This window comes from Kribbella sp. DT2 (assembly GCF_049844575.1).
In the GTDB taxonomy this organism is placed as follows: Bacteria; Actinomycetota; Actinomycetes; order Propionibacteriales; family Kribbellaceae; genus Kribbella.
In genome coordinates this window covers 426874-451704 of the sequence record NZ_JBNCLH010000004.1, presented here as the reverse complement: position 1 = coordinate 451704, position 24831 = coordinate 426874, and the positions used below count along the sequence as shown (strand labels likewise).

Annotated in this window: 26 protein-coding genes; 14 read left to right on the top strand and 12 right to left on the bottom strand. The window is 70.1% G+C overall.

The window, feature by feature from the left end; all coding sequences use genetic code 11:
- Window positions 1–49 precede the first annotated feature (49 nt).
- From ACLQ2O_RS20175 to ACLQ2O_RS20150, 6 genes are all read left to right on the top strand, one after another.
- Entirely contained in the window at window positions 50–1057 is a 1008-nt protein-coding gene (locus ACLQ2O_RS20175) for a LacI family DNA-binding transcriptional regulator (protein WP_425833543.1), read from the top strand.
- A gap of 21 nt (window positions 1058–1078) precedes the next feature.
- A complete protein-coding gene (locus ACLQ2O_RS20170; RefSeq protein WP_425833541.1) occupies window positions 1079–2053 on the top strand; it encodes a hypothetical protein in 975 nt (324 codons plus the stop codon).
- A 5-nt stretch (window positions 2054–2058) separates the two neighbouring features.
- The gene (locus tag ACLQ2O_RS20165; protein WP_425833539.1) at window positions 2059–2742 is read left to right on the top strand and encodes a DUF402 domain-containing protein; all 684 of its coding nucleotides are present in this window, start codon (window positions 2059–2061) and stop codon (window positions 2740–2742) included.
- A 166-nt stretch (window positions 2743–2908) separates the two neighbouring features.
- Entirely contained in the window at window positions 2909–3553 is a 645-nt protein-coding gene (locus ACLQ2O_RS20160; protein WP_425833538.1) for a hypothetical protein, read from the top strand.
- A 161-nt stretch (window positions 3554–3714) separates the two neighbouring features.
- On the top strand, window positions 3715–4185 hold the full coding sequence (locus tag ACLQ2O_RS20155) for an SRPBCC family protein (protein ID WP_425833536.1): 471 nt from the start codon (window positions 3715–3717) through the stop codon (window positions 4183–4185).
- 2 nt (window positions 4186–4187) lie between these two features.
- Window positions 4188–4736 (top strand): dihydrofolate reductase family protein, encoded by a 549-nt coding sequence (locus ACLQ2O_RS20150; RefSeq protein WP_425833534.1) that lies wholly within the window; start codon window positions 4188–4190, stop codon window positions 4734–4736.
- Between the two features lie 7 nt (window positions 4737–4743).
- On the opposite strand, the gene ACLQ2O_RS20145 is transcribed toward ACLQ2O_RS20150, so the two are convergent.
- The 3 genes from ACLQ2O_RS20145 to ACLQ2O_RS20135 are packed head-to-tail and all read right to left on the bottom strand — an operon-like array spanning window position 4744 to window position 8383.
- Window positions 4744–5682, bottom strand: coding sequence for an ornithine cyclodeaminase family protein (locus tag ACLQ2O_RS20145; RefSeq protein WP_425833532.1), 939 nt, complete (start codon window positions 5680–5682; stop codon window positions 4744–4746).
- The gene (locus ACLQ2O_RS20140) at window positions 5682–6842 is read right to left on the bottom strand and encodes an NAD(P)/FAD-dependent oxidoreductase (RefSeq protein WP_425833530.1); all 1161 of its coding nucleotides are present in this window, start codon (window positions 6840–6842) and stop codon (window positions 5682–5684) included. The genes ACLQ2O_RS20145 and ACLQ2O_RS20140 overlap by 1 nt, the downstream gene beginning before the upstream one ends.
- Window positions 6839–8383, bottom strand: coding sequence for an aldehyde dehydrogenase family protein (locus ACLQ2O_RS20135; protein ID WP_425833528.1), 1545 nt, complete (start codon window positions 8381–8383; stop codon window positions 6839–6841). Before ACLQ2O_RS20135 ends, ACLQ2O_RS20140 begins: the two co-directional genes overlap by 4 nt.
- Before the next feature lie 69 nt (window positions 8384–8452).
- On the opposite strand from ACLQ2O_RS20135, the gene ACLQ2O_RS20130 reads away from it, so the two are divergent.
- Together ACLQ2O_RS20130 and ACLQ2O_RS20125 are read left to right on the top strand one after the other, a co-directional pair.
- A complete protein-coding gene (locus tag ACLQ2O_RS20130; protein ID WP_425833526.1) occupies window positions 8453–9034 on the top strand; it encodes a hypothetical protein in 582 nt (193 codons plus the stop codon).
- Window positions 9035–9117: 83 nt separating this feature from the next.
- Window positions 9118–9600, top strand: coding sequence for a DUF1992 domain-containing protein (locus ACLQ2O_RS20125; RefSeq protein WP_425833524.1), 483 nt, complete (start codon window positions 9118–9120; stop codon window positions 9598–9600).
- On the opposite strand, the gene ACLQ2O_RS20120 is transcribed toward ACLQ2O_RS20125, so the two are convergent.
- Entirely contained in the window at window positions 9593–12112 is a 2520-nt protein-coding gene (locus tag ACLQ2O_RS20120; RefSeq protein WP_425833522.1) for a thiamine pyrophosphate-dependent enzyme, read from the bottom strand. The two genes, ACLQ2O_RS20125 and ACLQ2O_RS20120, sit on opposite strands and share 8 nt — an antisense overlap.
- 18 nt (window positions 12113–12130) lie before the next feature.
- Window positions 12131–12607, bottom strand: a complete 477-nt coding sequence (locus ACLQ2O_RS20115) for a MarR family winged helix-turn-helix transcriptional regulator (RefSeq protein ID WP_425833520.1) — start codon at window positions 12605–12607, stop codon at window positions 12131–12133.
- A 97-nt stretch (window positions 12608–12704) separates the two neighbouring features.
- Between ACLQ2O_RS20115 and ACLQ2O_RS20110 the strand changes: the two genes are divergently transcribed.
- Entirely contained in the window at window positions 12705–14006 is a 1302-nt protein-coding gene (locus ACLQ2O_RS20110) for an MFS transporter (protein ID WP_425833518.1), read from the top strand.
- Here ACLQ2O_RS20110 and ACLQ2O_RS20105 read toward each other — a convergent pair.
- The 6 genes from ACLQ2O_RS20105 to ACLQ2O_RS20080 form a co-directional block, all read right to left on the bottom strand.
- Complete coding sequence (locus ACLQ2O_RS20105; protein WP_425833516.1) at window positions 13964–14419, bottom strand: GNAT family N-acetyltransferase; 456 nt, start codon at window positions 14417–14419, stop codon at window positions 13964–13966. The genes ACLQ2O_RS20110 and ACLQ2O_RS20105 overlap by 43 nt on opposite strands.
- 12 nt (window positions 14420–14431) lie before the next feature.
- Window positions 14432–15118, bottom strand: a complete 687-nt coding sequence (locus ACLQ2O_RS20100) for a hypothetical protein (protein ID WP_425833514.1) — start codon at window positions 15116–15118, stop codon at window positions 14432–14434.
- Window positions 15119–15174: 56 nt separating this feature from the next.
- Window positions 15175–16110, bottom strand: a complete 936-nt coding sequence (locus ACLQ2O_RS20095) for a Ku protein (RefSeq protein WP_425833512.1) — start codon at window positions 16108–16110, stop codon at window positions 15175–15177.
- A gap of 55 nt (window positions 16111–16165) precedes the next feature.
- On the bottom strand, window positions 16166–17032 hold the full coding sequence (locus ACLQ2O_RS20090) for a hypothetical protein (protein WP_425833510.1): 867 nt from the start codon (window positions 17030–17032) through the stop codon (window positions 16166–16168).
- A gap of 27 nt (window positions 17033–17059) precedes the next feature.
- Window positions 17060–17929 carry an alpha/beta fold hydrolase gene (locus ACLQ2O_RS20085; protein ID WP_425833508.1) on the bottom strand — a complete coding sequence of 290 codons (870 nt, stop codon included), beginning with the start codon at window positions 17927–17929 and terminating at the stop codon, window positions 17060–17062.
- A gap of 70 nt (window positions 17930–17999) precedes the next feature.
- Entirely contained in the window at window positions 18000–18173 is a 174-nt protein-coding gene (locus tag ACLQ2O_RS20080; RefSeq protein ID WP_425833506.1) for a CsbD family protein, read from the bottom strand.
- Window positions 18174–18290: 117 nt separating this feature from the next.
- Between ACLQ2O_RS20080 and ACLQ2O_RS20075 the strand changes: the two genes are divergently transcribed.
- From ACLQ2O_RS20075 to ACLQ2O_RS20055, 5 genes are all read left to right on the top strand, one after another.
- Entirely contained in the window at window positions 18291–19304 is a 1014-nt protein-coding gene (locus ACLQ2O_RS20075; protein ID WP_425833504.1) for a DNA topoisomerase IB, read from the top strand.
- A 66-nt stretch (window positions 19305–19370) separates the two neighbouring features.
- Complete coding sequence (locus tag ACLQ2O_RS20070) at window positions 19371–19694, top strand: plasmid stabilization protein (protein WP_425833502.1); 324 nt, start codon at window positions 19371–19373, stop codon at window positions 19692–19694.
- Window positions 19695–19706: 12 nt separating this feature from the next.
- Window positions 19707–20879, top strand: coding sequence for a zinc-dependent alcohol dehydrogenase (locus ACLQ2O_RS20065; protein WP_425833500.1), 1173 nt, complete (start codon window positions 19707–19709; stop codon window positions 20877–20879).
- 10 nt (window positions 20880–20889) lie between these two features.
- Entirely contained in the window at window positions 20890–23262 is a 2373-nt protein-coding gene (locus ACLQ2O_RS20060) for a phosphoketolase family protein (protein WP_425833498.1), read from the top strand.
- Window positions 23263–23322: 60 nt separating this feature from the next.
- Window positions 23323–24012 carry a hypothetical protein gene (locus ACLQ2O_RS20055; protein ID WP_425833496.1) on the top strand — a complete coding sequence of 230 codons (690 nt, stop codon included), beginning with the start codon at window positions 23323–23325 and terminating at the stop codon, window positions 24010–24012.
- On the opposite strand, the gene ACLQ2O_RS20050 is transcribed toward ACLQ2O_RS20055, so the two are convergent.
- Window positions 23987–24793 carry a sigma-70 family RNA polymerase sigma factor gene (locus ACLQ2O_RS20050; RefSeq protein WP_425833494.1) on the bottom strand — a complete coding sequence of 269 codons (807 nt, stop codon included), beginning with the start codon at window positions 24791–24793 and terminating at the stop codon, window positions 23987–23989. The two genes, ACLQ2O_RS20055 and ACLQ2O_RS20050, sit on opposite strands and share 26 nt — an antisense overlap.
- Between the last annotated feature and the right edge of the window lie 38 nt (window positions 24794–24831).

The following is a 24831-nucleotide window of genomic DNA, read 5'->3' as shown; positions in this document are numbered from 1 at the left end:
TAGCCTGTGGCCTTGCGTGCAAGCGCTTTCTCGTCGAGGGAGGACCGCCGTGCCGAACCGCTCGGGCCGGGCGCCGCGCGTCACGATCAGCGACGTGAGCACGGCGGCGGGCGTCTCCGCCGCGACCGTCTCCCGGGTGCTCAACGGGACCGCGCGGGTGGACTCGTCGCTGGTCGACCGGGTGCACGCGGCGGTCGCCTCGCTCGGGTACCGGCCGAACGCGGCCGCGCAGGGACTGGCGCGCGGGGAGTGGGGCACGATCGGCGTACTGGTCCCGGACCTGGCGAACCCCTATTTTCCGGACGTTCTGAAGGCGGTCTCCGCGGTGGCGCGCTCGCACGGGCGCCGGATGATGGTGATGGAGTCCGACGAGGACCCCGCGGTCGAGCACGACCTGGTCGAGGACCTGATGCGCTGCTGCGACGGCGTACTGCTGTGCTCGCCGCGGATGCCGCGCGCGGAGCTGGCCGAGCTGGCCGCGCGGAAGCACCCGATGGTGCTGTTCAACCGGATCGTGCCGGGGCTGGCGGTGCCGTCGATCTCCGTCGACTTCCACGGCGGGATGACGCAGGTCTGCGGGCACCTGGCGCAGCTCGGGCACCGGCGGGCGGCGTACTTGAGTGGGCCGTCGGCTTCGTGGGCCAACGCTGAGCGGTTGCGGGCCTTCGACTCGGCGCGGGCGTTCGGGTTGGAGGTCGAGCTGGTCGAGTGCGGGGCGACGAGCGAGGCCGGGTACGACGCGGTGTCTGCTGTGCTGTCCGGGGACGTGACGGCGATCCTGGGCTACAACGACCTGGTCGCGTTGGGGGCGCTGGCGCGGATGCGGGAGCTCGGGGTCGAGGTGCCGGCGGCGTACTCGGTGGTGGGGTTCGACGACATCTCGCTGGAGCGGGTCGCGCACTCCAACCTGACCACGGTCTCGGTGCCGCGCGACGAGCTCGGGCGGAGGGCCGGTGAGCTGCTCGAACAGCTGCTGGTGAACGGCGACGACGCCGAGCCGACGTACTTGCCGATGAGGCTTCAGGTCCGCGACACCAGCGGGCCACCGCGCGGCTGATTCACGCCGTACGCTCTGCGCATGACGACGACGCCCGGTGAGCAGGCGGCCGCGCAGTACCCGGATCTCTACCAGGCGGCGACGCACGGACCAGCGACGTTTCGGCACCTCGTGCAGGCGCACCAGCTGGCGGCCTCGACGGAGCAAGTCGCCAGTACGGCGGGCTTCTGGCTGATCCCGGCGCTGTCGGCGCAGTTCGCCGAGCTGCACGGCGGGATCGAGAAGGAGTACTACTGCACGGCCGTCGTCGGCGGTTGCCTGCTGGCCAAGGACCGGATGGTCTACTCGATCCTCAACTCGCCGCCGCCCGAGCTGGTCGACGAGGAGATCGCCTGCAAGGTGATCGCGAAGGAAGCAGGCTACGGGCTGCGCGGCAAGCACGTCGTCCAGCAGCTCGAGGAGGCGACCGACCACGCGTACTCCGGGCTGACCCGCGTGATGGTCGCCGCGGACCTGGTCGCGAGCGACGCTCCCGAGGGGGAGATCGCCACCGCGGTCGCGGCCGCGAAGAACGAGGTCCTGGTCGTGAAGGCGCGCGTCGACGTACTGCTGCAACGGCAGGCCCGCCTCGAGTACTTCCAGGGCGTGCTGGCCGGCATCGTCCCGACGTTCCTCTTGGTGATCCTGCTGGGCGTGGCCGCGAACGCCTGGTGGCGCAGCGCGCTGGTGCCCTCGGCGTTGGTCGCCGCCGTCGTCATGTCCGCGCTCGGCGCGACCATCAGCGTCATCCAGCGCATGGCCAAGGGCTCACTGGTCATCGACCACAGCGCTTCCCGCTGGCACCGCACCCTGCTCGGCGCCTTCCGCCCAGGCGTCGGCGCGATCTTCGGCTCCCTCGCCTACTTCACCCTCCTGGCCGGCATCCTCGCCGGCGGCTCCGCCGTAGGCACCCCCGCCTCGGTAGCAGTCTTCGCCGTCACCGGCTTCGCCGCAGGCTTCAGCGAACGCTACGCCACGGACATGCTCGACTCAGCCGCGAAACTGATCGGAAAGTAGCCCGGATGCTCTACGCCTCGACCGCTTCCCGTCCAGCAGGCAGGGCGCCGTACTGGAACCCTGGGGACACGGTCCTCTGGCAGGACCGCCCGACGCACTGGCGACGAGGTCAGCCGTGGGGGACCACCCCGGTGCGCGTGGTCCGCGACGACAAGCGAGGGCTGGTGGCTTGGCTCCCGAGCGGGACGCCCCGCCTGATGCCGCACCCGGCGGACGGGCGAGCTATCCGCGACATCGCCGTGGACGAGCGGTTCCGGTGCGAGCTCGTCCAGGCACGGACGGCGTGGTGCGGGCCGGGCGTGCTGTTCATCGCGCCAACCGGCAGGCCGTGGTCGGTCTGGCTGTTCTGGGACGACGAGGGCGAGTTCTCCTGCTGGTACGTGAATCTCGAGCTGCCGCACCGGCGTGACGCCGAGTCGACCTGGACCGGCGACCATGAGCTCGACCTGGTGATCGAGCCCGATGGCTCGGTGACGGTGAAGGACGCGGACGACTTGGCGGCGGCGGTGGCGGCCGGTCTGTTCAGCGAGGAGCAGGCCGAGCAGATCCACCGGGACGCGCGGGCGGCGGAGGAGTCCTTCCGGCGCGGGGACTGGCCTTTCGCGGCGCAGTGGACGAGTTGGCGGCCCGATGACCGGTGGGGTCCGCCGGAGCTGCCGGGTGACGCGCGGTGGGTGCTCGACTTGTAGTCACAGCTTCTATCACCAAGGGATTGCTGAGAGGCGAAGTAGCTTTTGGGGGGCTTGGGTCGTTGGGTGGATGGGTTCCTAACGGAAAGCTGACCTGGGCGGGGTATCTGGGGGTCGGCGGATCCATTAGCCTGGGTCGGGTTTTCGTCGGCGAGGTGGAGGTTGCGTGAAGCGGTTCGTGGTACCGCCGAACTGGCCCACGCCGCCTCGGCGGAGCTGGGTGCCGCCCAAGACGTGGCGGCCGGACCCGGCGTGGCCTCCGGCGCCGGAGGACTGGGACTTCTGGGTCGACGGCAAGGGCAACGCCGTACGTGGCCCGGTTGGCTTGTACGGCGGTCCGCCGCGGCGGATGGTGATCGCCGGAGCCGGCGGTGTCGCCGCTGTGCTGGTGTTGGCTCTGTGGGGACTGTCGACGTTCGACAGTGGGCCCCCGCCGTCGCAGGCCGCGCCGATCCTCGACGACCGCAGCCCGACGCCGTCGCTGACGCCGACCCCGACGGGTCCGCCGCCGAGTGTGCGTCCGAGCGTGACCCCGCCGCCGAAGCCGACGACCAAGCCGACCGTCGTACCGACCAAGACGCGCACGACCCGGGCCCCGGAGCACACCGAGGAGCGGGACCCGAAGCCGACGAAGACGACGACCACCGTCCCGCAGAAGCCTCGGCCCCCGCGGACCACCCCGACCCGCACGATGACGCGGGAAGAGCTCCTCGCCGAGTACTGCCGCCAGCGCGGCTGGGACCCCGACTGGTGCGACCCGGACAACTGGCAGGACCCCGACGACCCGCGCAGCACCCCCACCGACCGCTGAAAGCACCAAGACCGGCCCGGCACGCGCCGTCCGCGGTTGAGCCACCTCGACGCGGCGCCTTTGAAGACAGCGACCGAGTGGCTGGTCGACTACCGCGCCTACTGGGGCGAGAGCTTCGACCGCCTCGACGGACTGCTCGACGAGCTGAAGGAGCAACCCTGATGCAGATCGTCGCCGACCCCGGCGTACCGCTCGTACTGATCACCCGCGAGTTCAGCGCCCCGCGCGACCTCTTGTTCCGTGCGTACACCGAGCCCGACCTGGTGGCCCGCTGGCTCGGACCGGCCGGCCTCACACTCACCGTCAACCAGCTCGACCCGCGTCACGGCGGCCGTTGGCGGTGGACGCACTACGACAGCGACGGCAAGGGGTTCGCCTTCCACGGGCTGTACCACGGGACGCCGAGCCCGGAGCGGATCGTGCAGACCTACGAGTTCGACCTGTACCCGGGGGTCGTGTACCTGAACACGATCACGTTCGACGAGAACGACGGTGTCACCACCCTGCGGCAGAGCACGGTGTTCCCGACCGTCGAGGACCGCGACGTGTACGTCGAGGGCGGCATGGAGACCGGCCTGCGCGCCTCCATGGAGCAGCTCGACGCGCTCGTTGCCCAACTGGTGAAGGAGTAGCCGTGCGTGAGTTGATCGTGGACATGGTCAGCACGCTGGACGGGTTCGGAGACGGAGGCCCGCAGTCGGCGGCCTACTGGGGGTACGACGGGCCGGGGCTGAAGGCGTGGATCGAACGGAAGCTGGCCGCGGACCACGTCCTGGTGATGGGCGCGACGTCGTACCGGATGATGGCGGAGATCGTCCAGGACGGCGACGACCCGTCGTTCGCGCGGATGGCCGAGCTGCCGAAGGTCGTGTTCTCGAAGACGTTGACGCAGCCGTTGACCTGGGCGAACACGACGATCGTCGACGAACCGCTGGAGACCGCGGTCCCGGCGTTGAAGGAGCTCGACGACCTGCCGATGATCACGCTGGGCAGTCCGTCGCTGGTGCGCAGTCTGTTCGACGCCGGGTTGGTGGATCGGCTGCGGGTGATGGTGTTCCCGACCATGCACGGCCGCGAAGGCGAAGGGCCGCTCTACACCAGGCTGCCGTACCAGCAGCTGACCCTTCTCGGCACCGAGGTGGTCGACGACCGTCTGGTCTCGCTGGACTACAAGGTCAGCTAAGGCTGCATCAACTAAGAAAGTCGATGCTCCTGCCGACACCGGTCGCCTGGGCTGCCTGGTAGACCGGCCAGGCGATCGCCAGGTCCTGCCAGGGCAGGCCGACCGGCGCGTAGACCGTCACCTGTGAGGCGAACTCTCTGCCTGGCCTGGTGTTCGAGAGCACCTCGCCGAGCGTCGCGCCGATCGCCGTCGCGTCCAGTCCAACGTTGCCCACGGCCCCCATCGTGGCCGCGAGGCGGACGTCGTCGACCACCACCCGAGCCCCGGCGAGCAGGTCCGCGCCCACCTCGATCTTGCCCGGCTCGTCCGCGCCGAGCGTCGTGAAGTGCCGCCCGGGCCGGACGTCGGCCGCGGTCAGCAACGGCTCGCGCGACCACGTCGCCAGGACGACGATCTCCGCGCGCGCCGCGACCCCGGTCGCGCTGTCGACCACCGCACCCGGGATCCCCGTCTCCGCGACAAACGCCTTGGCCCGCGCGGGATCGACGTCGTACCCGACCAGATGCTCGACCTCGCGCAACGCCTGCAGACCGCGGACCACCATCGCCGCCTGCGCGCCGGTCCCGACCATGCCGACGGTTCGCGCCGTCTTCGCAGCCAGTACGTCGGTCGCCAGCGCCGCCGCGAGCCCGGTCCGCCAGGCGGTGATCGTCGCCGAGTCGAGGATCGCCAGCAGCGTCCCGTCGGTCGCATCGTGCAGGCAGACCACTCCACGCAGCGCCGGAGAGGACTGCGGGAACTTCGCGTTGACCTTCACCGTGTACGCCGGAATGCCCGGAATCGTGCCCGGCAGCAGCGTGGTCGCCGTACCGGGTCCGGGCAGGTCGGTCCGCACGCGGTGCGGCTCGATCCCCACGTCGGCGGTGAATCCGGCGCGCAGCGTGCGCAGCACGGCCGGTACGTCGAGCAGCCCGAGGATGTCGGAGCGCCTCAGCAGCAGCGTCATCAGACCACGTTGAATTCCGCGCGAGCCGCCGCGTCGCGGAAGCGGCGGGCGTGCAGTGGGGACACGTCGACGAACGGCGGGCGTTCCAGCCACAGATCCCGGATCACCTCGCCGACCGCCGGGCCCTGCAGGAAGCCGTGCCCGGAAAACCCTGTGGCGTAGAGGAATCGGCTCACGTCGTCCGCCTCACCGATCAGCGCGTTGTGGTCGGGTGTGTTCTCGTACAGGCCGGCCCAGCCGCCGGTCAGGCCGACGTCGAGCAGGCTCGGTACGCGACGCTCCATCGCCTCGGTCAGCCCGGGCAGCCAGGTGTCCGAGCGGTCGAGGTGGAAGCCGGGCTGCTCGGCCGGGTCCGACATGCCTACCAGCAGCCCAGGTCCTTCGCGGTGGAAGTAGAACGTGCTGCCGAAGTCGATCGTCATCGGCAGGTCGTCGGGCAGCCCCTCGACCGCTTCCGTGACGACGATCTGCCGGCGCAGCGGCGTCACCGGCAGCTCGACTCCGGCGTACTGGCCGACCTCGGCGGACCACGCGCCGGCGGCGCAGATCACCGTCGACGTCCGGACCGGCCCGAGTGTCGTTCGTACGCCGTGAATGTTGTTGCCCACGACATCGATCCCGGTCAACGCACAGCCTGTCACGAGCTGCGCACCGAGTCGCCGCGCCGCCGTCGCGTACCCGAGCACGACCGACTCCGGCGAGCAGTGCCCGGCGTCGGGGGAGAAGCACGCGCCGACCAACCCGTCGGGCGAGATCAACGGCGCCAGCGCGACCGCCTCGTCGACGGAGATCATCCGGGTCGGCCCACCGGCGGCGTTCTGCAGCCGGGTGCTCTGCTCGAACGACGCGACCTGCTCGTCGGTCGACAGCAGGAACAGGTAGCCCACCTGGTGCAGATCGATCTCCTGCCCAGGCCGTACGGCGAAGTCCTGGAACGCCCGCAGGCTGCGGGCCCCGAGCGCGACGTTCACCTCGTCGGAGAAGTTCGCCCGGACGCCACCGGCCGCCTTCGAGGTCGAGCCGGCGCCGAGGCTGTCCTGCTCGAGCAGCAGCACCCGTCGGACGCCGGCCTCGGCCAGGTGGAACGCGATGCTGGTCCCCATCACACCACCGCCGACGATCACCACGTCGGCGGACTCGGGCAGCGTCGTCGGGCTCAAGGCAGCAGGAACCCGAAGTCGGCCTCGACCGTGACGGTGTCCATCTGCGCTTTCTGCAGCTTGCCCGAGTAGTCCCAGTTCAGCGACTGCCAGCGGGTGAACTGGTCCAGCACCCAGATGCCGCTCTGCCGCGACCCGTTGCCGGACTTGCCGTTGCCGCCGAACGGCAGGTGCGCCTCGGCGCCGGAGGTCGAGTTGTTCACGCTGACCATCCCGGCCGAGATGCCCTGCGCGAACTGGAACGCCTGCTGCGGGTTCGTGGTGTAGATCGAGCTGGACAGGCCGTAGCCGGACTTGTTGCCCAGGGCAATCGCCTCCGGCAGGTCGCCGTACGTCGTGACGCCGACGACCGGGCCGAACGTCTCCTGCAGGAACAGCTCGTCGTCCGGCAGTACGCCGTCGACGATCGTCGGGTGGTAGAACAGCCCGGCCGCCGGATCGCCGACAAAGTTGTCCCGCGGGTTGTCGCCGGTGACGCGCCCGGTCTTGCCGAGCACCCGGTGGTGGTCGCCGATCCAGCCGAGCGACTTCTCGAACCCGGCCGCGAACTTCTCGTCCAGCAAGGGCCCGAACAGCACGTCCTGGGTCGGGTCGCCCATCTTCGCGGCGGACACCGCGGCGGCGAACAGCTCGACGAAGTCGGAGTGCACGGCCTCCTGCACGATGACCGTGCCGAGCGAGGTGCACCGCTGGCCCGCCGTACCGAAACCGGAGAACAGGGCGCCCTCGACGGCCAGGTCGAGATCGGCGTTCTCGGTGATGATCATCGGGTTCTTGCCGCCGAGCTCCAGGCACGGGGACTGCAGGTGCCGGCCGCACAGCTCGCCGATCCGGCGGCCGACCTCGCTCGACCCGGTGAACCCGACCTTGTCGATCAGGCCGGCGACCAGGGCCTGCTCGAGCCCGGCGAAGGTGTCCGGGCCGTCGGCGTGCACGACGTTGAAGGCCCCGGCCGGTACGCCGGAGTGCGCGAAGATCTCGTAGAACGCGTCGGAGACGACCGCCGAGTACTCGGCGGGCTTCCAGACCACGGTGTTGCCGCAGAGCAGGGCCGGGACGATGTACCAGGACGGGACCGCGACCGGGAAGTTGCCGGCCGAGATCACCGCGACCGCGCCGACCGGGCGGCGGAACGTGAACAGCTGCTTGTCGGGCATCTCCGACGGCACGGTCTGCCCGTACAGCCGGCGGCCCTCGCCGAGGAAGAAGTCGCAGGTGTCGATGATCTCCTGCACCTCGCCGAGCGCCTCCGCGAGCGGCTTGCCGATCTCGCGGGTCACCAGGGCCGCGAGGCGGGACTTGTTGGCCGTCATCAGGCGGCCGACGTTCGCGATCACCTGGCCACGCTGCGGCGCCGGCAACGCCGCCCACCCGGTCTGCGCCTCGCGGGCCGCTCGTGCTGCCGCGACGAACACCTCCGGACCGGCGAGGCCGATCTCACCGACCAGGTCGGCCGTGTTCGCCGGGTTGGTCGAGGGGGTGGTGCGGAGCGGGTTCTGGACGCGTTTCCCGGCGACGACGGACAGGATGGCGGACGACACAGGTGGGTCTCCTCGCTCGCGGCTCTCGGTGTCTGCCATCGTCCCATGTGAGCATGCACTGTGAGTGGCGTGCGGGTGACCGATGAGCAGATCGCGGCGATGTCCACGCAGGAGCGGCGGGAGCTGATCCTGCGGCTGGCGCCGGTGCCGGCCGGGCTGATGCCGGCGCGGCGGGTGATGGAACGGATCCGGCGCTGGCGGCTGGTGCTGATCCTGCTGTGCGTGGCCGCGCTGATCCCGTGGACGGTCTACCTCGCGGTCACGCTGCCGGAGCGGTACGAGGCGCGCAACTGGGTGGCGACCTGGGTCGGCTTCGACGTCGTCCTGACGATCATGCTGCTGCTGACCGGGATCTTCGGCTACCGGCGGCGGCAGCTGCTGTTCCCGACGGCGTTCGCGTCCGGGGTGCTGCTGCTGTGCGACGCGTGGTTCGACGTACTGACGAGCCATCCGGGCGCTGACCAGTTGCAGGCGGTGCTCAGCGCGGTGGTGATCGAGCTGCCGCTGGCGTTCGTGCTGATCGCGGGGCCGCTGCGGTTGCTGCGGTACGTCGCGATTCGCAACGGGCTGGTGGACCCGGGGTTGCGGATCTGGCGGATGCCGATCCCGCTGCCGGAGCTGTGGCCTCCGACCGAGAAACCAGGCTTGTGAAGGGATTCACAATATGATTTAGTGGAGGTGACCCGGGCAAGGATCCGGGCGTACAGCGACCCGAGCCACGGGAGGTGCGGTACATGACCGAGCGCAAGCCGCCAGGGATCTCGACCCAGGACTGGGTGGAGATCCAGATCAAGCAGGCCGAGCAGCGCGGCGACTTCGAGGGGCTGCCCGGTGCGGGCAAACCGCTGAAGCTGGCCGCCGCGCACGACCCGGACTGGTGGGTGAAGGACCTCATCCGCCGGGAGAACATCGAGACCGACGCGCTGCTGCCGCCGTCGGTCCAGCTGCGCAAGGAGAAGGCGCAGATCCCGGAGAAGGTCGGCGCGATGCGCCGCGAGTCCGAGGTGCGCGACTACCTGCAGGACCTGAACGCCCGGATCCGGGTCCAGATCCGCGACACCACCGGTGTGGTCGTACCGGTCGGGCTGGTCGACGAGGAACAGATCCTGCGTGACTGGGTCGAGGCGCAGCCCGCCCGCGACGCCCGCCGGCAGGCCGTCGTACCCGACGAGCCGGCGCCGAAGAAGAAATCCATCTGGCAGCGGCTTTTCAGCTGAGCAGTTCCCGGGTGGCCTTCTCGATGGTCTCCTCGCTGAGCAGGACGTGCTGGGCGGCGGCTCCGAGCGGGACGAAGCTGTCCTCGCTGGTGACGCGGGCCATGCGGCCGGTGAAGCCTGCGTCGATGAGGGCGGCCAGGACGCCTTCGGAGACGCCGCCGGAGCGGCGGGTTTCGTCGACGACCAGGACTCGGCCGGTTGCGTTGGCTTCGCGGAGGAGGTCCTCGGTCGGCAGCGGTGCCAGCCAGCGCAGGTCCAGCACCCGTACGCCGGGCACGCGATCGGCGACGCGCAGGCTCATCGGGACGCCGTTGCCGAAGGTGACCAGCGTGAGATCGGTGCCGTCGCCGTACGTGCGGCCTGTGCCGATCGGGACATGTTCGGTGGAGTACGGCGCGAGCCAGCCGGCGTCGCCGTCCGTGTGCAGGTCGCGGCGGTGGTAGAGCGCGATCGGCTCCAGGTAGACGCAGACCGCGCCGTCGTGGCGGGCGGCCGCCGTACAGGTGTGCAGCATCGCAGCCGCGTCGTCCGGGCGGGACGGTGAGGCGATCACGAGGCCGGGGATGTCACGCAGGACGCCGATCGCGTCGTCGTTGTGGAAGTGGCCGCCGAAGCCCTTCTGGTAGCCGTAGCCGGCGATGCGCAGGACCATCGGGTTGCGGTACTGGCCCTGGGAGAAGAACTTGAGCGACGCCGCCTCGCCGCGGAGCTGGTCCTCGGCGTTGTGCAGGTAGGCCAGGTACTGGATCTCCGGCAGCGGGAGCAGGCCGGAGACGCCGGCGCCGAGCGCGAGGCCGAGGATCGACTGCTCGTCGAGCAGCGTGTCGAAGACGCGGGCCGCGCCGAAGGACCTCTGCAGGCCGCGGGTCACGCCGTAGACGCCGCCCTTGCGGCCGACATCCTCGCCGAACACGATCGACTCCGGGTACGCCGTGAGGACGTCGCCGAGCGCGCGGTTGATCGACTGGCTGAGGGTGAGGGGTTCTTCGGTGCCTGCCGCGGCGCTCGTCGCTCCGCTCGAGCGAGGGCTGCTCGTGGCGTCGCTCGCGCCCGGGCTCCTCGCGCCGAGGACGTTGCTCGGGAGCGAGTCCTCGGGGACCTTCGCGAGGCGCAGCGGTGCGACGACCGCTTCGGCGGAGGCGAGTTGGGGGAGGCCGGCGACGCTTTCGGCGATCGCCATCACCTCGGCGCGCTTGGCCTCGTACCGGTCGATGATCTCGGCCGGTGAGCAGCCGGTGCCGAGCAGGAGCCTGGCGGTGCCGAGCAGCGGGTCGAGCTCCTCGTCGGCGATGATCTCGGCCGGCGTCCGGTACGCCGCCTCGACGTCGGAGCCCGCGTGGCCGAGCAGGCGGACCGTGCGGAGCCGGAGGAACGCGGGGCGGCGGTTGCGGCGTACGAAGGTCGCCGCTTCGGTCGCCATCGTCAGGGTCGCGTCGAGATCGGTGCCGTCGGCATCGAAGTACCGCAGGCCGGGGCGCTGCCCGTAGGCCTGCTTGATCCAGCCGTCCGGGGTGCGCACGCTGATACCGATCCCGTTGTCCTCGCAGACCAGCAGCAGCGGCATCGGGATGCCCTGGTACGACGCGTGCAGGGCGGCGTTGATCGCGCCGGTCGCGGTCGAGTGGTTCGCCGAGGCGTCCCCGAAGCTGGTCACCACGATCGCGTCGTCGGGCCACGGCGAGGCGACCCCGAGCTTGTGCGCCCGCGCGATCGAGAACGCCACCCCCATCGCCCGCGGCAGGTGCGAGGCGATCGTCGAGGTCTGCGGAATCACCGCGAGATCATGCCGCCCGAACACCTTGTGCCGCCCCCCGGAGATCGGCTCGGAAGTCGCCGCGGCGACGCCCAGGAGAATGTCCCGCAGCGCGTCCCCCACCGCGCTGCGCGCGGCGGGGGACGGGAGGGGGAGGAGGGGCCCCGCCGCCCCGCCTGCGCTGCGCGCGGCGACGATCCGGCCGTCCGCCCCCGGCCCGCCGGCGCTCCCGGCGCCGTCCCCCCACTGCTCCCCGGCGCTCCTGGCGCGGTCGCCCCGGTGCTCCCCGGTGTTCGCGGCGCGGTCGCCCTGCTGCTCCCCGGTGCTCCTGGCGCGGTCGCCCCGGTGCTCCCCGGTGTTCGCGGCGCGGTCGCCCTGCTGCTCCCCGGTGTTCGCGGCGCGGTCGCCCTGCTGCTCCTTGACGCTCCGGGCTTCATCGCCCGGGTCTCGCTCGGTGTTCTCGCCTTCGGCGGCCGCCTGGGTGGCTCTTGCCAGGTAGAAGGCTCCTGAGCGGTAGTGGAGCAGAGCCGGGTCCGTGGGGCGGAGGGCGGCGGCTACGGCGGCGTTGCCCTCGTGGCCTGCGGAGCCGATCGTGTAGAAGCCGTGGCCCTGGGACTGGAGCCAGCGGGCGGCCAGGTCGGCGTGGCGGCTGCCGAGCTGGGCGTCGTACAGGGTGGTGATCAGTTCAGCGGGATGGCTGGTGGGGACGGGCTCGAGGGCCCGCACCCGTTCGGCGTACAGCTCGTCGGACTGGCTCACCGCGCCACCTCCGGCGGCTCACATGCCGCAGTCGAAGCCGGCGTCGTCGGGGTTCGCGTCGGCCAGTCGGTGCAGGATCGTGGATGCCCGTCGAAGCTCCTCACTCGGAACATGATCCGCGAAGAACGTCCCGACCACCGCATCGACCACGGGTTGGGCAGTCTTCAGCGCCTCCCGCCCGCTCGCGGTGAGCTCGGCCCAGGTCGCCCGGCGGTCGGCCGGCGACGTCGTCCGGACCACCCAGCCGTCCTTGTCCTCGAGCTTGGTGACCAGCCGGGTCGCGCCGCTGCGGGAGATCATCATCGTCTCCGCCAGCTGCGCCATCCGCAGCTTGCCGCCGGCCTCGTCGAGCGCCCGGAGCAGCTCGTGCTCGAAGTACGCCATGTCGGCGAGCCGGTGAAGGGCGTGGTCGAGGTGCGCGAACAGCAGCGTGTCGGCGCGGTAGAGCGCCCGCCACGCGTCCAGCTGTTCCGTGCTCGTCTGCTGTGCTGCCATGGAACCGAGTATACGGATAAACGGTTGACAGGTGAACTGTTGATACGCGTAAAGTGCCGTTCAAACAGTTTCGCTGTCAACTCTTGAGGTGTGCATCGTGAGTAGGGTCGATTGGAAGGCAGTACGGCCGTTGCGCCACCGCGACTACCGGCTGCTCTGGACCGGGCTCGCCGTCGCGCTGCTCGGCAGCGGGCTGTGGCTGGTCGCGCTGGCCTGGCAGGTGATCGAGCTGGGCGGCGGTCCCGTCCAGCTGTCGGTCGTCACCACGGCGTACAGCATCGGCCTGGTGGTCTGCGTCCTGTTCGGTGGGATCGCGGCCGACCGGCTGTCACAGCGCGCGGTGATCGTCGCCGCCGACACCGTACGAGGGGTGGTGCTGCTCGGGCTCGCCGCGCTCGCGCTGATCGGGATCCTCGAGATCTGGCACCTGACGGCCGCCGCGGTGCTCGTCGGGGCGGGCGAGGCGTTCCTGATCCCGGCGTACACGGCGCTGGTGCCGCGCCTGCTGCCGCCGGACGAGCTGCTCGCGGCCAACGGGCTCGAGGGCACGCTGCGGCCGCTCGCGCAGCAGGCGACCGGTCCGGTGATCGGCGGTCTGGTGATCGCCGCGATCTCGCCGGGCGTCGCGATCCTGGTCGCGGGGCTGACGTACCTGTTCTCGGCCGGCTGCGTGCTGGCGATGAACCTGCGGCACGAACCTGTCGCCGTGGCTGACGAGGACGCGCCGACCGGCGTCCGGGCGATGGCCGCGGACCTGCGCGAAGGCTGGGGCTACGTACGGCGTACGCGGTGGTTGCTGGCGTCGCTGCTGTTCGGGACGGTGTTCGTGCTGCTGATCCTCGGGCCGCTGGAGGTGCTGATGCCGTTCGCGATCCGCGACCAGCTCGGCGGGGACGCGCGGGAGTTCGGGCTGGTGATGGCGGCGTTCGGGATCGGCGGGGCGGCCGGCGCGCTGCTGATCTCGTCGCGGAAGCTGCCGCGGCGGTACCTGACCGTGATGACGCTGATGTGGGGCGTCGGGGCGGTGCCGTTCGTCGTGCTGGGGTTCGCCGAGCACCTGTGGGTGATGATGGTCAGCGTCGCGGTCGTCGGCGCGACCGGCTCGGCGGCGATGGTGATCTGGGGGACGCTGCTGCAGCGCCGCGTCCCGGACCACCTGCGCGGGCGGATCTCCAGCCTCGACTTCTTCGTCTCGCTGCTGCTGATGCCGGTGTCGATGGCGCTCGCGGGCCCGGCGGGATCGCTGTTCGGGGTGACCGCGGTGTTCATCGTGGCCGGGGTCGGGCCGGCGCTGGCGTCGTTCGTGGTGATCTGGTTCGGGCGGATGCGGTCGGACGAGATCGCGAACCCGCTCGATCAGGACGAGGGCGCGGAGAAGTTGATCACGGCCGAGGCCTGATCGCCGCCCCAGTCGATCGGCGTACGGCCTGTTGCGCGCCAGCCGGCCCGCGTGTACAGGGCGATCGCGGCGGTGCAGTTGTCGGCGACCTCGAGCGTCAAGGCGAGCTCGTGGTCGCCGGCGACCTGGGCGGCGTGGTCGAGCAGCTGCCGCCCGAGGCCCTGGCCGGTCTGCTTCGGGTCCACGAAAAGGCGCTCGACGATCGCCGCACCGTCGCTCTTGCCGACCGCGACGTGCCCGGCGACCTCGCCGTCCACGGTCACGACCCAGCAGCCGAGCGCGCTCGGAGGCGTCAGCCAGGTTTTGGGGTCGTCCGGCCAGTTGACCGGGTATCCGGCCGACTCGTGCACGTCCCGCAGCAGCGCGACGCAGCTGACGAAGTCGGCCTCGGTCCTGGGTCTGATGATCGCCACCGCGCTATCAGATCACGCCGCCCCGGGACCTCGGTCAGGCAGGAGGTAGACACCGGGGTTGCTCGGTGCGCCGGCCTCGATCCACTGCTGGAAACCGTCCGGGTTCCGCCGCTCGAACTCGTCGAGACAGATCCGCCGGACCTCCGCCACCGCCTGCCGGTCGCGCACGCCGGCGCCGGACGCGAGGGTCTTGGTGGTCTCGCGCCAGACCCCGCAGAGCTCCTCGATGCTCAGCGGGCACTGCAGCCGGGCGATCAGCTTCTCGTCCTCCCGCGCCTGAGCGGCGGTGAGTTCAGGCTCGTCCGTCCGCCGACTGCGCACCCACGGACGGCGCCGACCGTCGCCGCCCTCGCGAGGCGTCCGAGTCGAGAGCAGCAGATCCAGCCCCGCGAACGCCGCGCCCACGACGACGATGACCGCCAGGCCGGCCGCTCCCCAGGTGAGCAGCCGGGCGACGCCGGGCAGGCACAGCACAGCGCCTGCGGCGTACCCGGCGATGCTCGCCGCCGAGTGGTTGATCGGCTCGTCGGCCAGGTGCTTGATCGTCGCCGCCAACGGCCAGACCAGCGCGAACACGATCCCGATCAGCGCCAGCGCGGCCAGCGCGCCCAGCATCAGGACGGCGACCAGCGCACCGGCCGTGCCGATCCCGGCACCCGCCGCTGTCGCCGTACGCCGTCCCCTGGCAGAAAGTCTCATCGCCGATCCTCCGACAAGACCAGAACGAACGAGCGTTCCGCCAGGTTCCTGACAGGTCAGGCAGCTTTCTTCTTCGCCGTCGCCTTCTTGGCTGCCGTCTTCTTGGTCGCGGTCTTCTTGGCGGCCGACTTCTTCGCTGTCGCCTTCTTCGCGGTGGCCTTCTTCGCCGGGGACTTCTTCGCGGTGGCCTTCTTGCCGCTCCCGCCGCCGGCCCGCCGGGCGCGCGCCGCCTCGACGCTGGCGCGCAGCGCGGAGACCAGGTCCGTGCTCGAGGTCGCCTCCGGCTCCTCCTCGGAGAACACGACTTCCTTGCCCTTGCGCTTGGTGGCGATCAGCTTCTTCACGCGCTCGGTGTAGCTGTCCTTGTAGTCCTTCGGCCGCCAGTCGCCGCTCATCGCCTCGATCAGGTCGGTGGCCATCTTCAGCTGCTTGCCCGACGTCTTGGCCGGCAGACCGCCGACTTCCTTGGCCGGGTCGCGGATCTCGTCGGCGAAGAACATCGTCTCCAGCACGAGCACCTTCCCGTCGGCCCGGATCGTCGCCAGGTACTCCTTGCTGCGCATCACGAAGCTGGCGATCCCGGCCCGGTTGGTCCTGGCCAGGGCGTCCCGCAGCAGCGCGTACGACGACGCGTTCTCGGCGTCCGACGGCGCCAGGTAGTAGCTCTTCTGGAAGTGGATCGGGTCGATCTCGTCCAGGTCGACGAACGTGGAGATCTCCAGCGAGCGCGACTTGCCCGGCGCGATGTCGGACAGTTCCTCCTGCTCGACCACGACGTACTCGCCGCCGCCGACGTCGTGCCCCTTGACGATCTTGTCGTAGTCGACCTCGCGCCCGGTCCGCTCGTTCACCCGCTTGTTGCGGATCCGGTCCGACGTCCCGCGCTGAAACTGGTGGAAGTCGAGCTGGTGCTCCTGCGTCGCGCTGTAGAGCCCGACCGGCACCGACACCAGGCCGAAGTTGATGTACCCGCTCCAGATCGATCTCGCCATCACCAGCTCCTCTCCGCCGGACCGGTACCCAAGTCCAGCCGGTCCGCACACGCGGTCAGAGCCGGTTGTACCGCTTCCGTGCCTCGCGGGACTCCTTCTGCGCGTCCCGCGCGACCTTCTTCGCCTCGTCCAGCTCGGTCGTCAGCCGCCGGACCTCGTCGCGGGCGTTCTCGAGCGCCTCCTGCGCGTCGGTCAACTGCCCGTCGAGCTCCTCAACGGTCGCCTCGGCACTCTCGGCCGCCTTCACAGCCGCCTCGAACTCGGTCTGGGCCTCGGCCTTGCGCTCGTCTTCCTCGCGCTCGGCCTTCTCCCGGGCCTTCCGCTCGGCCGCCGACTCCTGCTCGGTCTCCTCGGCCTCGACCTCGCGGGCCTTGGCCCGCCGGTCTTTCGCTGCCTGCCGGCGCTCGTCGGTCAGCGCCGTCACGTTCGACGGCTCGCCGTTCTCGTCGACCACGCCGAACCCGACGTGCCGCAGGGCGCTGCTCAACCGCGCTTCCCGTACGGCGTCGCCCGCCGCCGGGTCGACCAGCGCCGCGTCGAGGGTCTCGCGCAGCTTCTGCCCGACGTCCGCGCTGACCTTCTGGCTGTGCTCGTCGGCAAGCTTGTTCGCGGCCTTCACCAGGACGTCGATCGCCTGGTGCCGCTTCGGCGTCAGCTCACGCAGCCGCTCGCCGTCGAGATCGGTCGTCGCCTCGCGGAACTCGTCGCCGAGCGCCAGCAGGTCGTCGATCTCGTCCGGCTGCTCGCGGCTCACCAGGTTCGCCAGCCAGGCCGCGACCGTCGGCTTGCGCAGCGCCTTCAGCCGGGTCGACCCCAACTGGTCGCCGTCGGCCTTCAGCTGCTTGGCCAGCTCGTTGCGAGTAGCAATGAAGTCGGCCGCCGGCGCCGCGTACAACGCATCTGCCGCCTCCTCGAAGTCCACCCGCCCGACGCTACAGCCCAACCCCACCTACAGGAAGGCAACCAGCCTCTCCACCAGCTCGGCGGGAGCGTTTTCGGCCAGGTGGTGCGTCGAGTCGACCCCGTACCCCACGATGTTCGGGCACCAGGGTCTCCACACCGCGACCGGGTCGCCGTAGATCTCCTCCAGGTCGTCCCGCGTCGACCACAGCACCATCGCCGGACACCCGACCTGCCGCCCCGCTGCCCGGAACTCCTCGTCGTGCCGACGGTCGACCCCGAGGCCTGCCCGGTAGTCCTCGACCATCGCGTGCACGGTCGCCGGGTTCCGGATCGCGGCCAGGAAGTCGGCGTGGTTCTCCGGACCGAGCGCCTCCGGGGAGTTGGAGGTCCACGCCTCGTACCAGGTCTCCGGGTCGGCGCAGATCACCCGCTCGGCGGGTTTTGCGGTCTGGGCGAAGAACCACCAGTGCCACCACATGGCAGCGAACTTCGCACCGCACCGCTCGAGCGCCTCCACAACCGGTACGCCGTCCATCACTACGAGCTTGCTGACCCGCTCGGGGTGGTCGAACGCCGTCCGGTAGGCCACCTGAGACCCCCGGTCGTGCCCGACGACGGAGAACGTGTCGTGACCGAGGGCATCCATCAGCCCGACCACATCGTTGCTCATCGCCCGCTTCGAGTACGGCGTGTGCTCCGCGTCCGTGACCGGCTTGCCGGACTGCCCGTAGCCACGGGTGTCCGGGCAGACGACGGTGAACCCGGCCGCGGCGAGAGCCGGCGCCACGGCGTACCAGGTGGTGTGGGTGCGGGGATGACCGTGCAGCAGTACGACGGGCGGGCCGGAGCCGCCGTACCGGACGCGCAGCGTGACGTCCCCGACGGGGATCCGGTCCAGCGTGAAGTCCTCGAACATGCGCGTCCGGTACCCAGACGTGGCGGATCCCCACCGCCTCGAAGGTGGTGGGGATCCGGGGAGACTCTGCTCAGTCGCGGAAGGCGTTCTTGGCCTTTTCGCCGGCCTGCTTGAGGTCGGCCTTGGTCTTGTCGGTCTGGCCCTCGGCCTGCAGGTCCTCGTTGTCCGTGGCGTCGCCGGTGCGCTCCTTCATCTTGCCCTTGGCGCTCTCGGCGGCGTTCTTCATCTTGTCTCCGATACCCATCGTGCTCTCCTTCGGTGGTTCCGTCGGACGAACGGCTGCCCCGTCGGCCCTCCGTGATCTGGCCCACCGGTTCCCGGCCGCACCGGCTTCATGCATGCGGCGCGGGTACCGCCCGGTATGCGGCTGCGGCGTTCCTCACCGGACAAACCAGGCCTGACCCGCAAGGGGCACGGCCGGGGCTTCACGTACTACGACGAAGACAACCAGCGGTTGACCGATCCGGACGTGGTCGAGCGGATCCGTGCCCTGGTGATTCCACCGGCCTGGAAGGACGTGTGGATCTGTCCGTACCCGAACGGCCACATCCAGGCGATCGGGACCGACGAGGCGGGCCGGCGTCAGTACCTGTACCACGACGACTGGCGGACCTCCCAGGACGCCGACAAGCACGACCGGGTCCGCCAGTTGGCCCGCAAGCTGCCGGCGTTCCGGGAGGCGGTCGACAAGGACCTGTGCCGGCGCGGGATCAGCCGCGAGAAGGTGCTCGCGGTCGCGCTGCGGATGCTCGACTACGGCGTCTTCCGGACCGGCAACACCCGGTACGCCGAGGAGTACGGCAGCCGAGGTGCGGCGACGCTGCTGCGGGACGACGTGAAGGTCCAGCGCGGCAAGGTGGTGTTCGACTTCGTCGCCAAGGGCGGCATCGAGCGGAAGCTGGAGCTCGAGGACGATCGGCTGGTCGCGGCCGTGCGGTCGCTCAAACGCGGCCGCCACGACAACCCGCGCCTGCTGGTCTACCGCGACGGGTCGTCGTACCACGAGATCGACGCCGGAATGGTCAACGAGCGTTTCCACGCGTTGGTCGGTGAGGACTACACGGTCAAGGATCTCCGCACGTGGACCGCGACCGTGCATGCCGCGGTGGATCTCGCGCAGGCCGATCCGCCCCGCACGAAGAAGGCGCTGAACACGGCCGTGAAGGAGATGCTTGCCGAGGTCTCGGACCACCTCGGGAACACTCCGACGGTGGCCCGCGCGTCCTACGTGGACCCGCGGGTCGTGGCCCAGTACGAGCACGGCCGGACCATTCCCGACGCGGCCGGGGACGTGGACGACCTGGACGACCCCGAGGTCCGGGCGAAGGTCGAGCGGTCGGTCAACAGGCTGCTCGATCAGGACGCGCGGGAGTAGACGGTCCTGACTGATTAGCCCTCTACGGGCCGGGTACCGGGCGCCCAAGCGTGAAAGGAGCGAGTCATGCCCGCAGGATCGAGCAAGAAGCGTGAGCGGCAGTACGAGCACATCAAGGCCGGACTGAAGAAGAGCGGCCGCAGCGAGGGCACCGCGGAGGAGATCGCGGCCCGCACGGTCAACAAGGAGCGCGCGCGCTCCGGTGAGGCCCAGCAGAAGAGCCGTAGCTCCACGCACGACATCTCGTCCAGCCGGCGGGGTGGCCTGCGCTCGCACAGCGGGTCCCAGGGACGCACCAAGGACCAGCTCTACAACGAGGCCAAGCAGAAGAACATCAAGGGCCGATCCAAGATGAGCAAGGCCGAGCTGGAGAAGGCTGTCGGCCGCTAAAGGGAGCATCACGTGAAGGCACTGACCTGGCAGGGCAAGCGCAAGATCGAGTACGGCGACGTGCCGGACCCGAAGATCGAGCAACCGACCGACGCGATCATCAAGGTCACCTCGACCGGGATCTGCGGCTCGGACCTGCACCTGTACGAGGTCCTGGGGGCTTACCTGGACCCGGGCGACATCCTCGGGCACGAGTCGATGGGCGTGGTCGAGGAGGTCGGATCCTCGATCACGAACCTGAAGGTCGGTGACCGGGTGGTCGTGCCGTTCCAGATCGCCTGCGGCAGCTGCTTCATGTGCGACCAGGACCTGCAGACCCAGTGCGAGACGACGCAGGTCCGCGACCAGGACATGGGCGCCGCTTTGTTCGGTTACACGAAGCTCTACGGCCAAGTTCCCGGCGGTCAGGCCGAGTACCTGCGCGTCCCGCAGGCGCAGTACGGGCCGATCAAGGTCCCGGACGGCCCGTCGGACGACCGGTTCGTCTACCTGTCGGACGTCCTGCCGACGGCGTGGCAGGCGGTCGAGTACGCCGACGTGCCGGACGGCGGCACGCTCGTCGTACTGGGCCTCGGACCGATCGGTGACATGGCGACCCGCGTGGCGATGCACCGCGGTCTGCGCGTGATCGGCGTCGACCTGGTTGCGGAGAGGCTGGAACGGGCCCGGCACAACGGTGTGGAGACGCTGGAGTACTCCGAGGACACCGCGGAGGCGATCCGGACGCTCACCGACGGTCGCGGCGCCGACGCGGTCATCGACGCGGTCGGGATGGAGGCGCACGGCTCGCCGAAGGCGAAGTTCGCCCAGCAGGCGACCGGTCTGTTGCCGGACGCGATCCAGCGCAAGATGATGGAGACGGTCGGCGTGGAGCAGCTCGCCGCGGTCTACCTCGCGATCGACGCGGTCCGCCGGGGCGGAACGATCTCCCTCAGCGGGGTGTACGGCGGCGGCGCGGATCCGTTGCCGATGATGACGCTGTTCGACAAGCAGATCCAGCTCCGGATGGGCCAGGCGAACGTGCACCGGTGGGCGGACAAGATCCTGCCGCTGCTGGACGAGAAGGACGTGCTGGGCGTGGAGAGCTTCGCCACCCACCGCCTCGACCTGAGCGAGGGCCCGGCGGCGTACGAGATGTTCCAGAAGAAGCAGGACGGTGCCGTGAAGGTGCTGCTGAGGCCGTAGGAGGCTGCTGGTGCAACGAATCGACGCCACTCCGCTGAGCGACGAGGAGTTGCAGGGCCTCGACGCGTACTGGCGGGCCGCGAACTACCTGTCGGTCGGGCAGATCTACCTGCTCGACAACCCCTTGCTGACCGAGCCGTTGCAGCCCGAGCACATCAAGCCACGGCTGCTCGGTCACTGGGGGACGACGCCCGGGCTGAACCTGGTCTACACGCACCTCAACCGGCTGATCCGGCAGCGCGAGCGCGAGATGATGTACGTGATCGGGCCCGGGCACGGTGGGCCGGCGATCGTTGCGAACACCTGGCTCGAGGGCAGCTGGACCGCGACCTACCCGAACACCGAGCGGGACGCGGCCGGGATGGCCCGGCTGTTCAAGCAGTTCTCGTTCCCCGGTGGGATCCCGAGCCACGTCGCGCCCGAGGTGCCCGGGTCGATCAACGAGGGCGGCGAGCTCGGGTACTCGCTCAGTCACGCGTACGGCGCGGCCGCGGACAACCCGGACCTGGTCGTTGCCTGCGTCATCGGTGACGGCGAGGCCGAGACCGGGCCGTTGGCAACGTCCTGGCACTCGAACAAGTTCGTCGACCCGCGCCGTGACGGCGCTGTGCTGCCGATCCTGCACCTGAACGGCTACAAGATCGCCAACCCCGCCGTCCTGGCCCGGATCGGCGACGAGGAGCTGAGCGCGCTGCTGCGCGGGTACGGCCACGAGCCCTACCTGGTTGAGGGTTCGGACCCGGCGACCGTTCACCAGGCGCTGGCCGCGACGCTCGACCGCTGCCTGGACCGGATCGACGAGATCCAGCTCGAGGCCCGCAGCGCCGGCACCGAACCGACCCGCTCGGCCTGGCCGATGATCGTGCTGAAGACGCCGAAGGGCTGGACCGGCCCGCACACCGTCGACGGCGAACCGGTCGAGGACACCTGGCGGGCGCACCAGGTCCCGCTGTCCGGCGTACGGACGAACGAGGAGCACCTGCATCAGCTGGAGGACTGGCTGAAGAGCTACCGGCCGGACGAGCTGTTCGATGCCGAGGGCAAGCCCGTCTCCGTGCTGCTGGAGCTGGCGCCGAAGCCGTCGTTGCGGATGGGGTCGAGCCCGCACGCGAACGGCGGGCTGCTGACGCGCGATCTCGAGCTGCCGGATCCCGCGGAGTACGCCGTACCGGTGAAGGCGCCCGGCGGCGAGGACGGGGAGCCGACGAAGGTCTTCGGCCAGTACCTGCGGGACGCGTTCACGCTGAACGAGAAGCACCACAACCTGCGGCTGTTCGGTCCGGACGAGACCGAGTCGAACCGGCTGGGTGCCGTGTACGACGTGACGGGCAAGGCGTGGCTGGGCGAGAAGCGGGACACCGACCAGCACCTCGCGGCCGACGGCCGGGTGCTGGAGATGCTCAGCGAGCACACCTGCCAGGGCTGGCTGGAGGGCTACCTGCTGACCGGCCGGCACGGGCTGTTCTCGTCGTACGAGGCGTTCGTGCACATCGTCGACTCGATGGTGAACCAGCACGCGAAGTGGCTGAAGACGATCAACGACCTGGAGTGGCGACGCAAGATCCCGTCGCTGAACTACCTGCTGACCTCGCACGTCTGGCGCCAGGACCACAACGGGTTCTCGCACCAGGACCCCGGCTTCATCGACCACGTGATGAACAAGAAGGCCGAGGTCGTGCGGGTCTACCTGCCGCCGGACACGAACACGCTGCTGTCCACGATGGACCACTGCCTGCAGACGAAGAACTACATCAACGTCGTTGTCGCCGGCAAGCAACCGCAGCCCAACTGGCTGGACTGGGAAGCGGCCGCGCTGCACTGCGCGCGGGGAATCGGGGTCTGGGACTTCGCCTCCAACGACGACGGCGATCCGGACGTGGTGATGGCCTGCGCGGGTGACGTGCCGACGCTGGAGACGCTCGCGGCGGTCGACCTGCTGCGCGAGCACCTGCCGGAGCTGAAGATCCGGGTGGTCAACGTGGTCGACCTGATGCGGCTGCAGGACTCGACCGAGCACCCGCACGGGCTGACCGGGCCGGAGTTCGACGCGCTGTTCACGACCGACAAGCCGGTGATCTTCGCGTACCACGGGTACCCGTGGCTGATCCATCGGCTGACCTACCGGCGGACCGCGCACGACAACCTGCACGTCCGCGGGTACGTCGAGGAGGGCACCACGACGACGCCGTTCGACATGGTTGTCCTCAACAACCTCGACCGGTACCACCTGGCGATGGACGTGATCGATCGTGTGCCGTCGTTGCAGACCCGGGCGGTGAAGGCCCGGCAGTACTTCGCCGACCAGCGGGTGCGGCACCGCGCCCACGTCACGACGTACGGCGAGGACCTGCCCGAGGTCCGCGACTGGCGCTGGCGCGGATGAGCGTTTTCTCATCTCCTGACCCTGGCTTCCCGGCGGCCGGTCGCTGCAGGATGGTCGGCTATGGCCGCTTCGATTCCCACCCGCTTGGCTCCGGCGGCGCTCAGCCCGACACATCTCGTGATCGGGCTGCTCGTCTGCACGGACTTCGTGATGCTCGTGCTGCACCTCGCGCACCGCAGCGTCCAGGTCGGTCTGCGGGTGCCGGTGGTGAAGTCGGCGGCATTCAACATCTCCAGCGATCACGGGATCGCGGAGAGCTTCGGGTACGTGCAGCTGTTCTGGGCGGTGCTGCTGCTGGCCTGGCTCGGGCTGTTCGGGCGGCGGCGGTCGTACCTGCCGTGGGCGTTGCTGTTCGGGTACCTGCTGGTCGACGACTTCTTCGGTCTGCACGAAGCAGCCGGTACGGCGCTGGTCCGGGCCGCTGGGCTGGCGCCTGAGCAGCTCGTGTTCGCCGGCTTGCGGCTGCAGGATCTCGGCGAGCTCGGTTTCGCGCTCGGCGTGGGGTTGGTGCTGCTGGCTCTGCTGGTGTGGGGCTATCTGCGCGGTACGGCGCGCACGCGGGCGACGTACCGGCGGTTGCTCGGATTGAGTCTGGTGCTGGCCGTCTTCGGGATGCTGGTGGACGGGCTGGCGACCGGCGCGGGGGACGACGGACTCCAGCTGCTGCACCTGCTGGAGGACGGTGGTGAGCTGTTCGCGATGACCGCCGTACTCGCGTACGTCGTCAGCCTTGTGGCTGGGGAGCGCTGAGGTCCGCGCGGAGGCGTTCGAGGATGCCGCGCAGCAGGCGTGACACCTGCATCTGGCTGACGCCCAGCTCGTTGCCGATCTCCTCCTGGGTGAGGCCGTTGCAGAAGCGCAGCTCGAGGATGCGGCGGTCGCGGTCGCCGAGGTCCGAGACGGCCGGCGTCAGGGTGTGCACGTTCTCGACCAGCTCGTAGCCGTCCTCGGCGTCGGCGACGGTCTCCATCAGCGTCGCGCCGCCCTCGGAGGAGCCCGGCGCGTCGAGGGACAGCGTGCTGAAGCAACCGCGGACCGACGCGGCCTCGGCGACCTCGTCGGGAGCGGTGCCGAGGGCTTCGGCCGTCTCCTGGTCGGTGGGGATGTGGCCGAGCTTCTGGGTCAGCTCCGGCTCGGCGGCCGCGATCGTGCCCTGCATCTCCTGGACCCGGCGCGGCGGCCGGACCGCCCACGCGCAGTCACGGAAGTAGCGCTTCAGCTCGCCACGAATCGTCGGTACGGCGTACGCGAGGAAGTTGCTGGACTCGTCGACGCGGTACCCGTTGGCGGCCTTGACCAGGCCGAGGCAGGCGACCTGCTCGAGATCGTCGGCGTCGACGCCCTTGCGGCGGTAGCGCGAGGCGATCGAGCGGGCGATCGGGGCGTTCAGGATGACGACCTGGTCGAGCAGAGCTTGCCGCTCCGCCTCAGGCAGACCGTGGGCCTGTTCGAGCAGCTCCTGGGTCTGGTCGGCGATCTGCTGCTTGCCGGTCGATTGCTGGGCGTTGGGGTTGACAGGTGCGATCGTCACGGGAGAAACCTCGTCGTGTCGTCCTGCGGGAGGCGGCG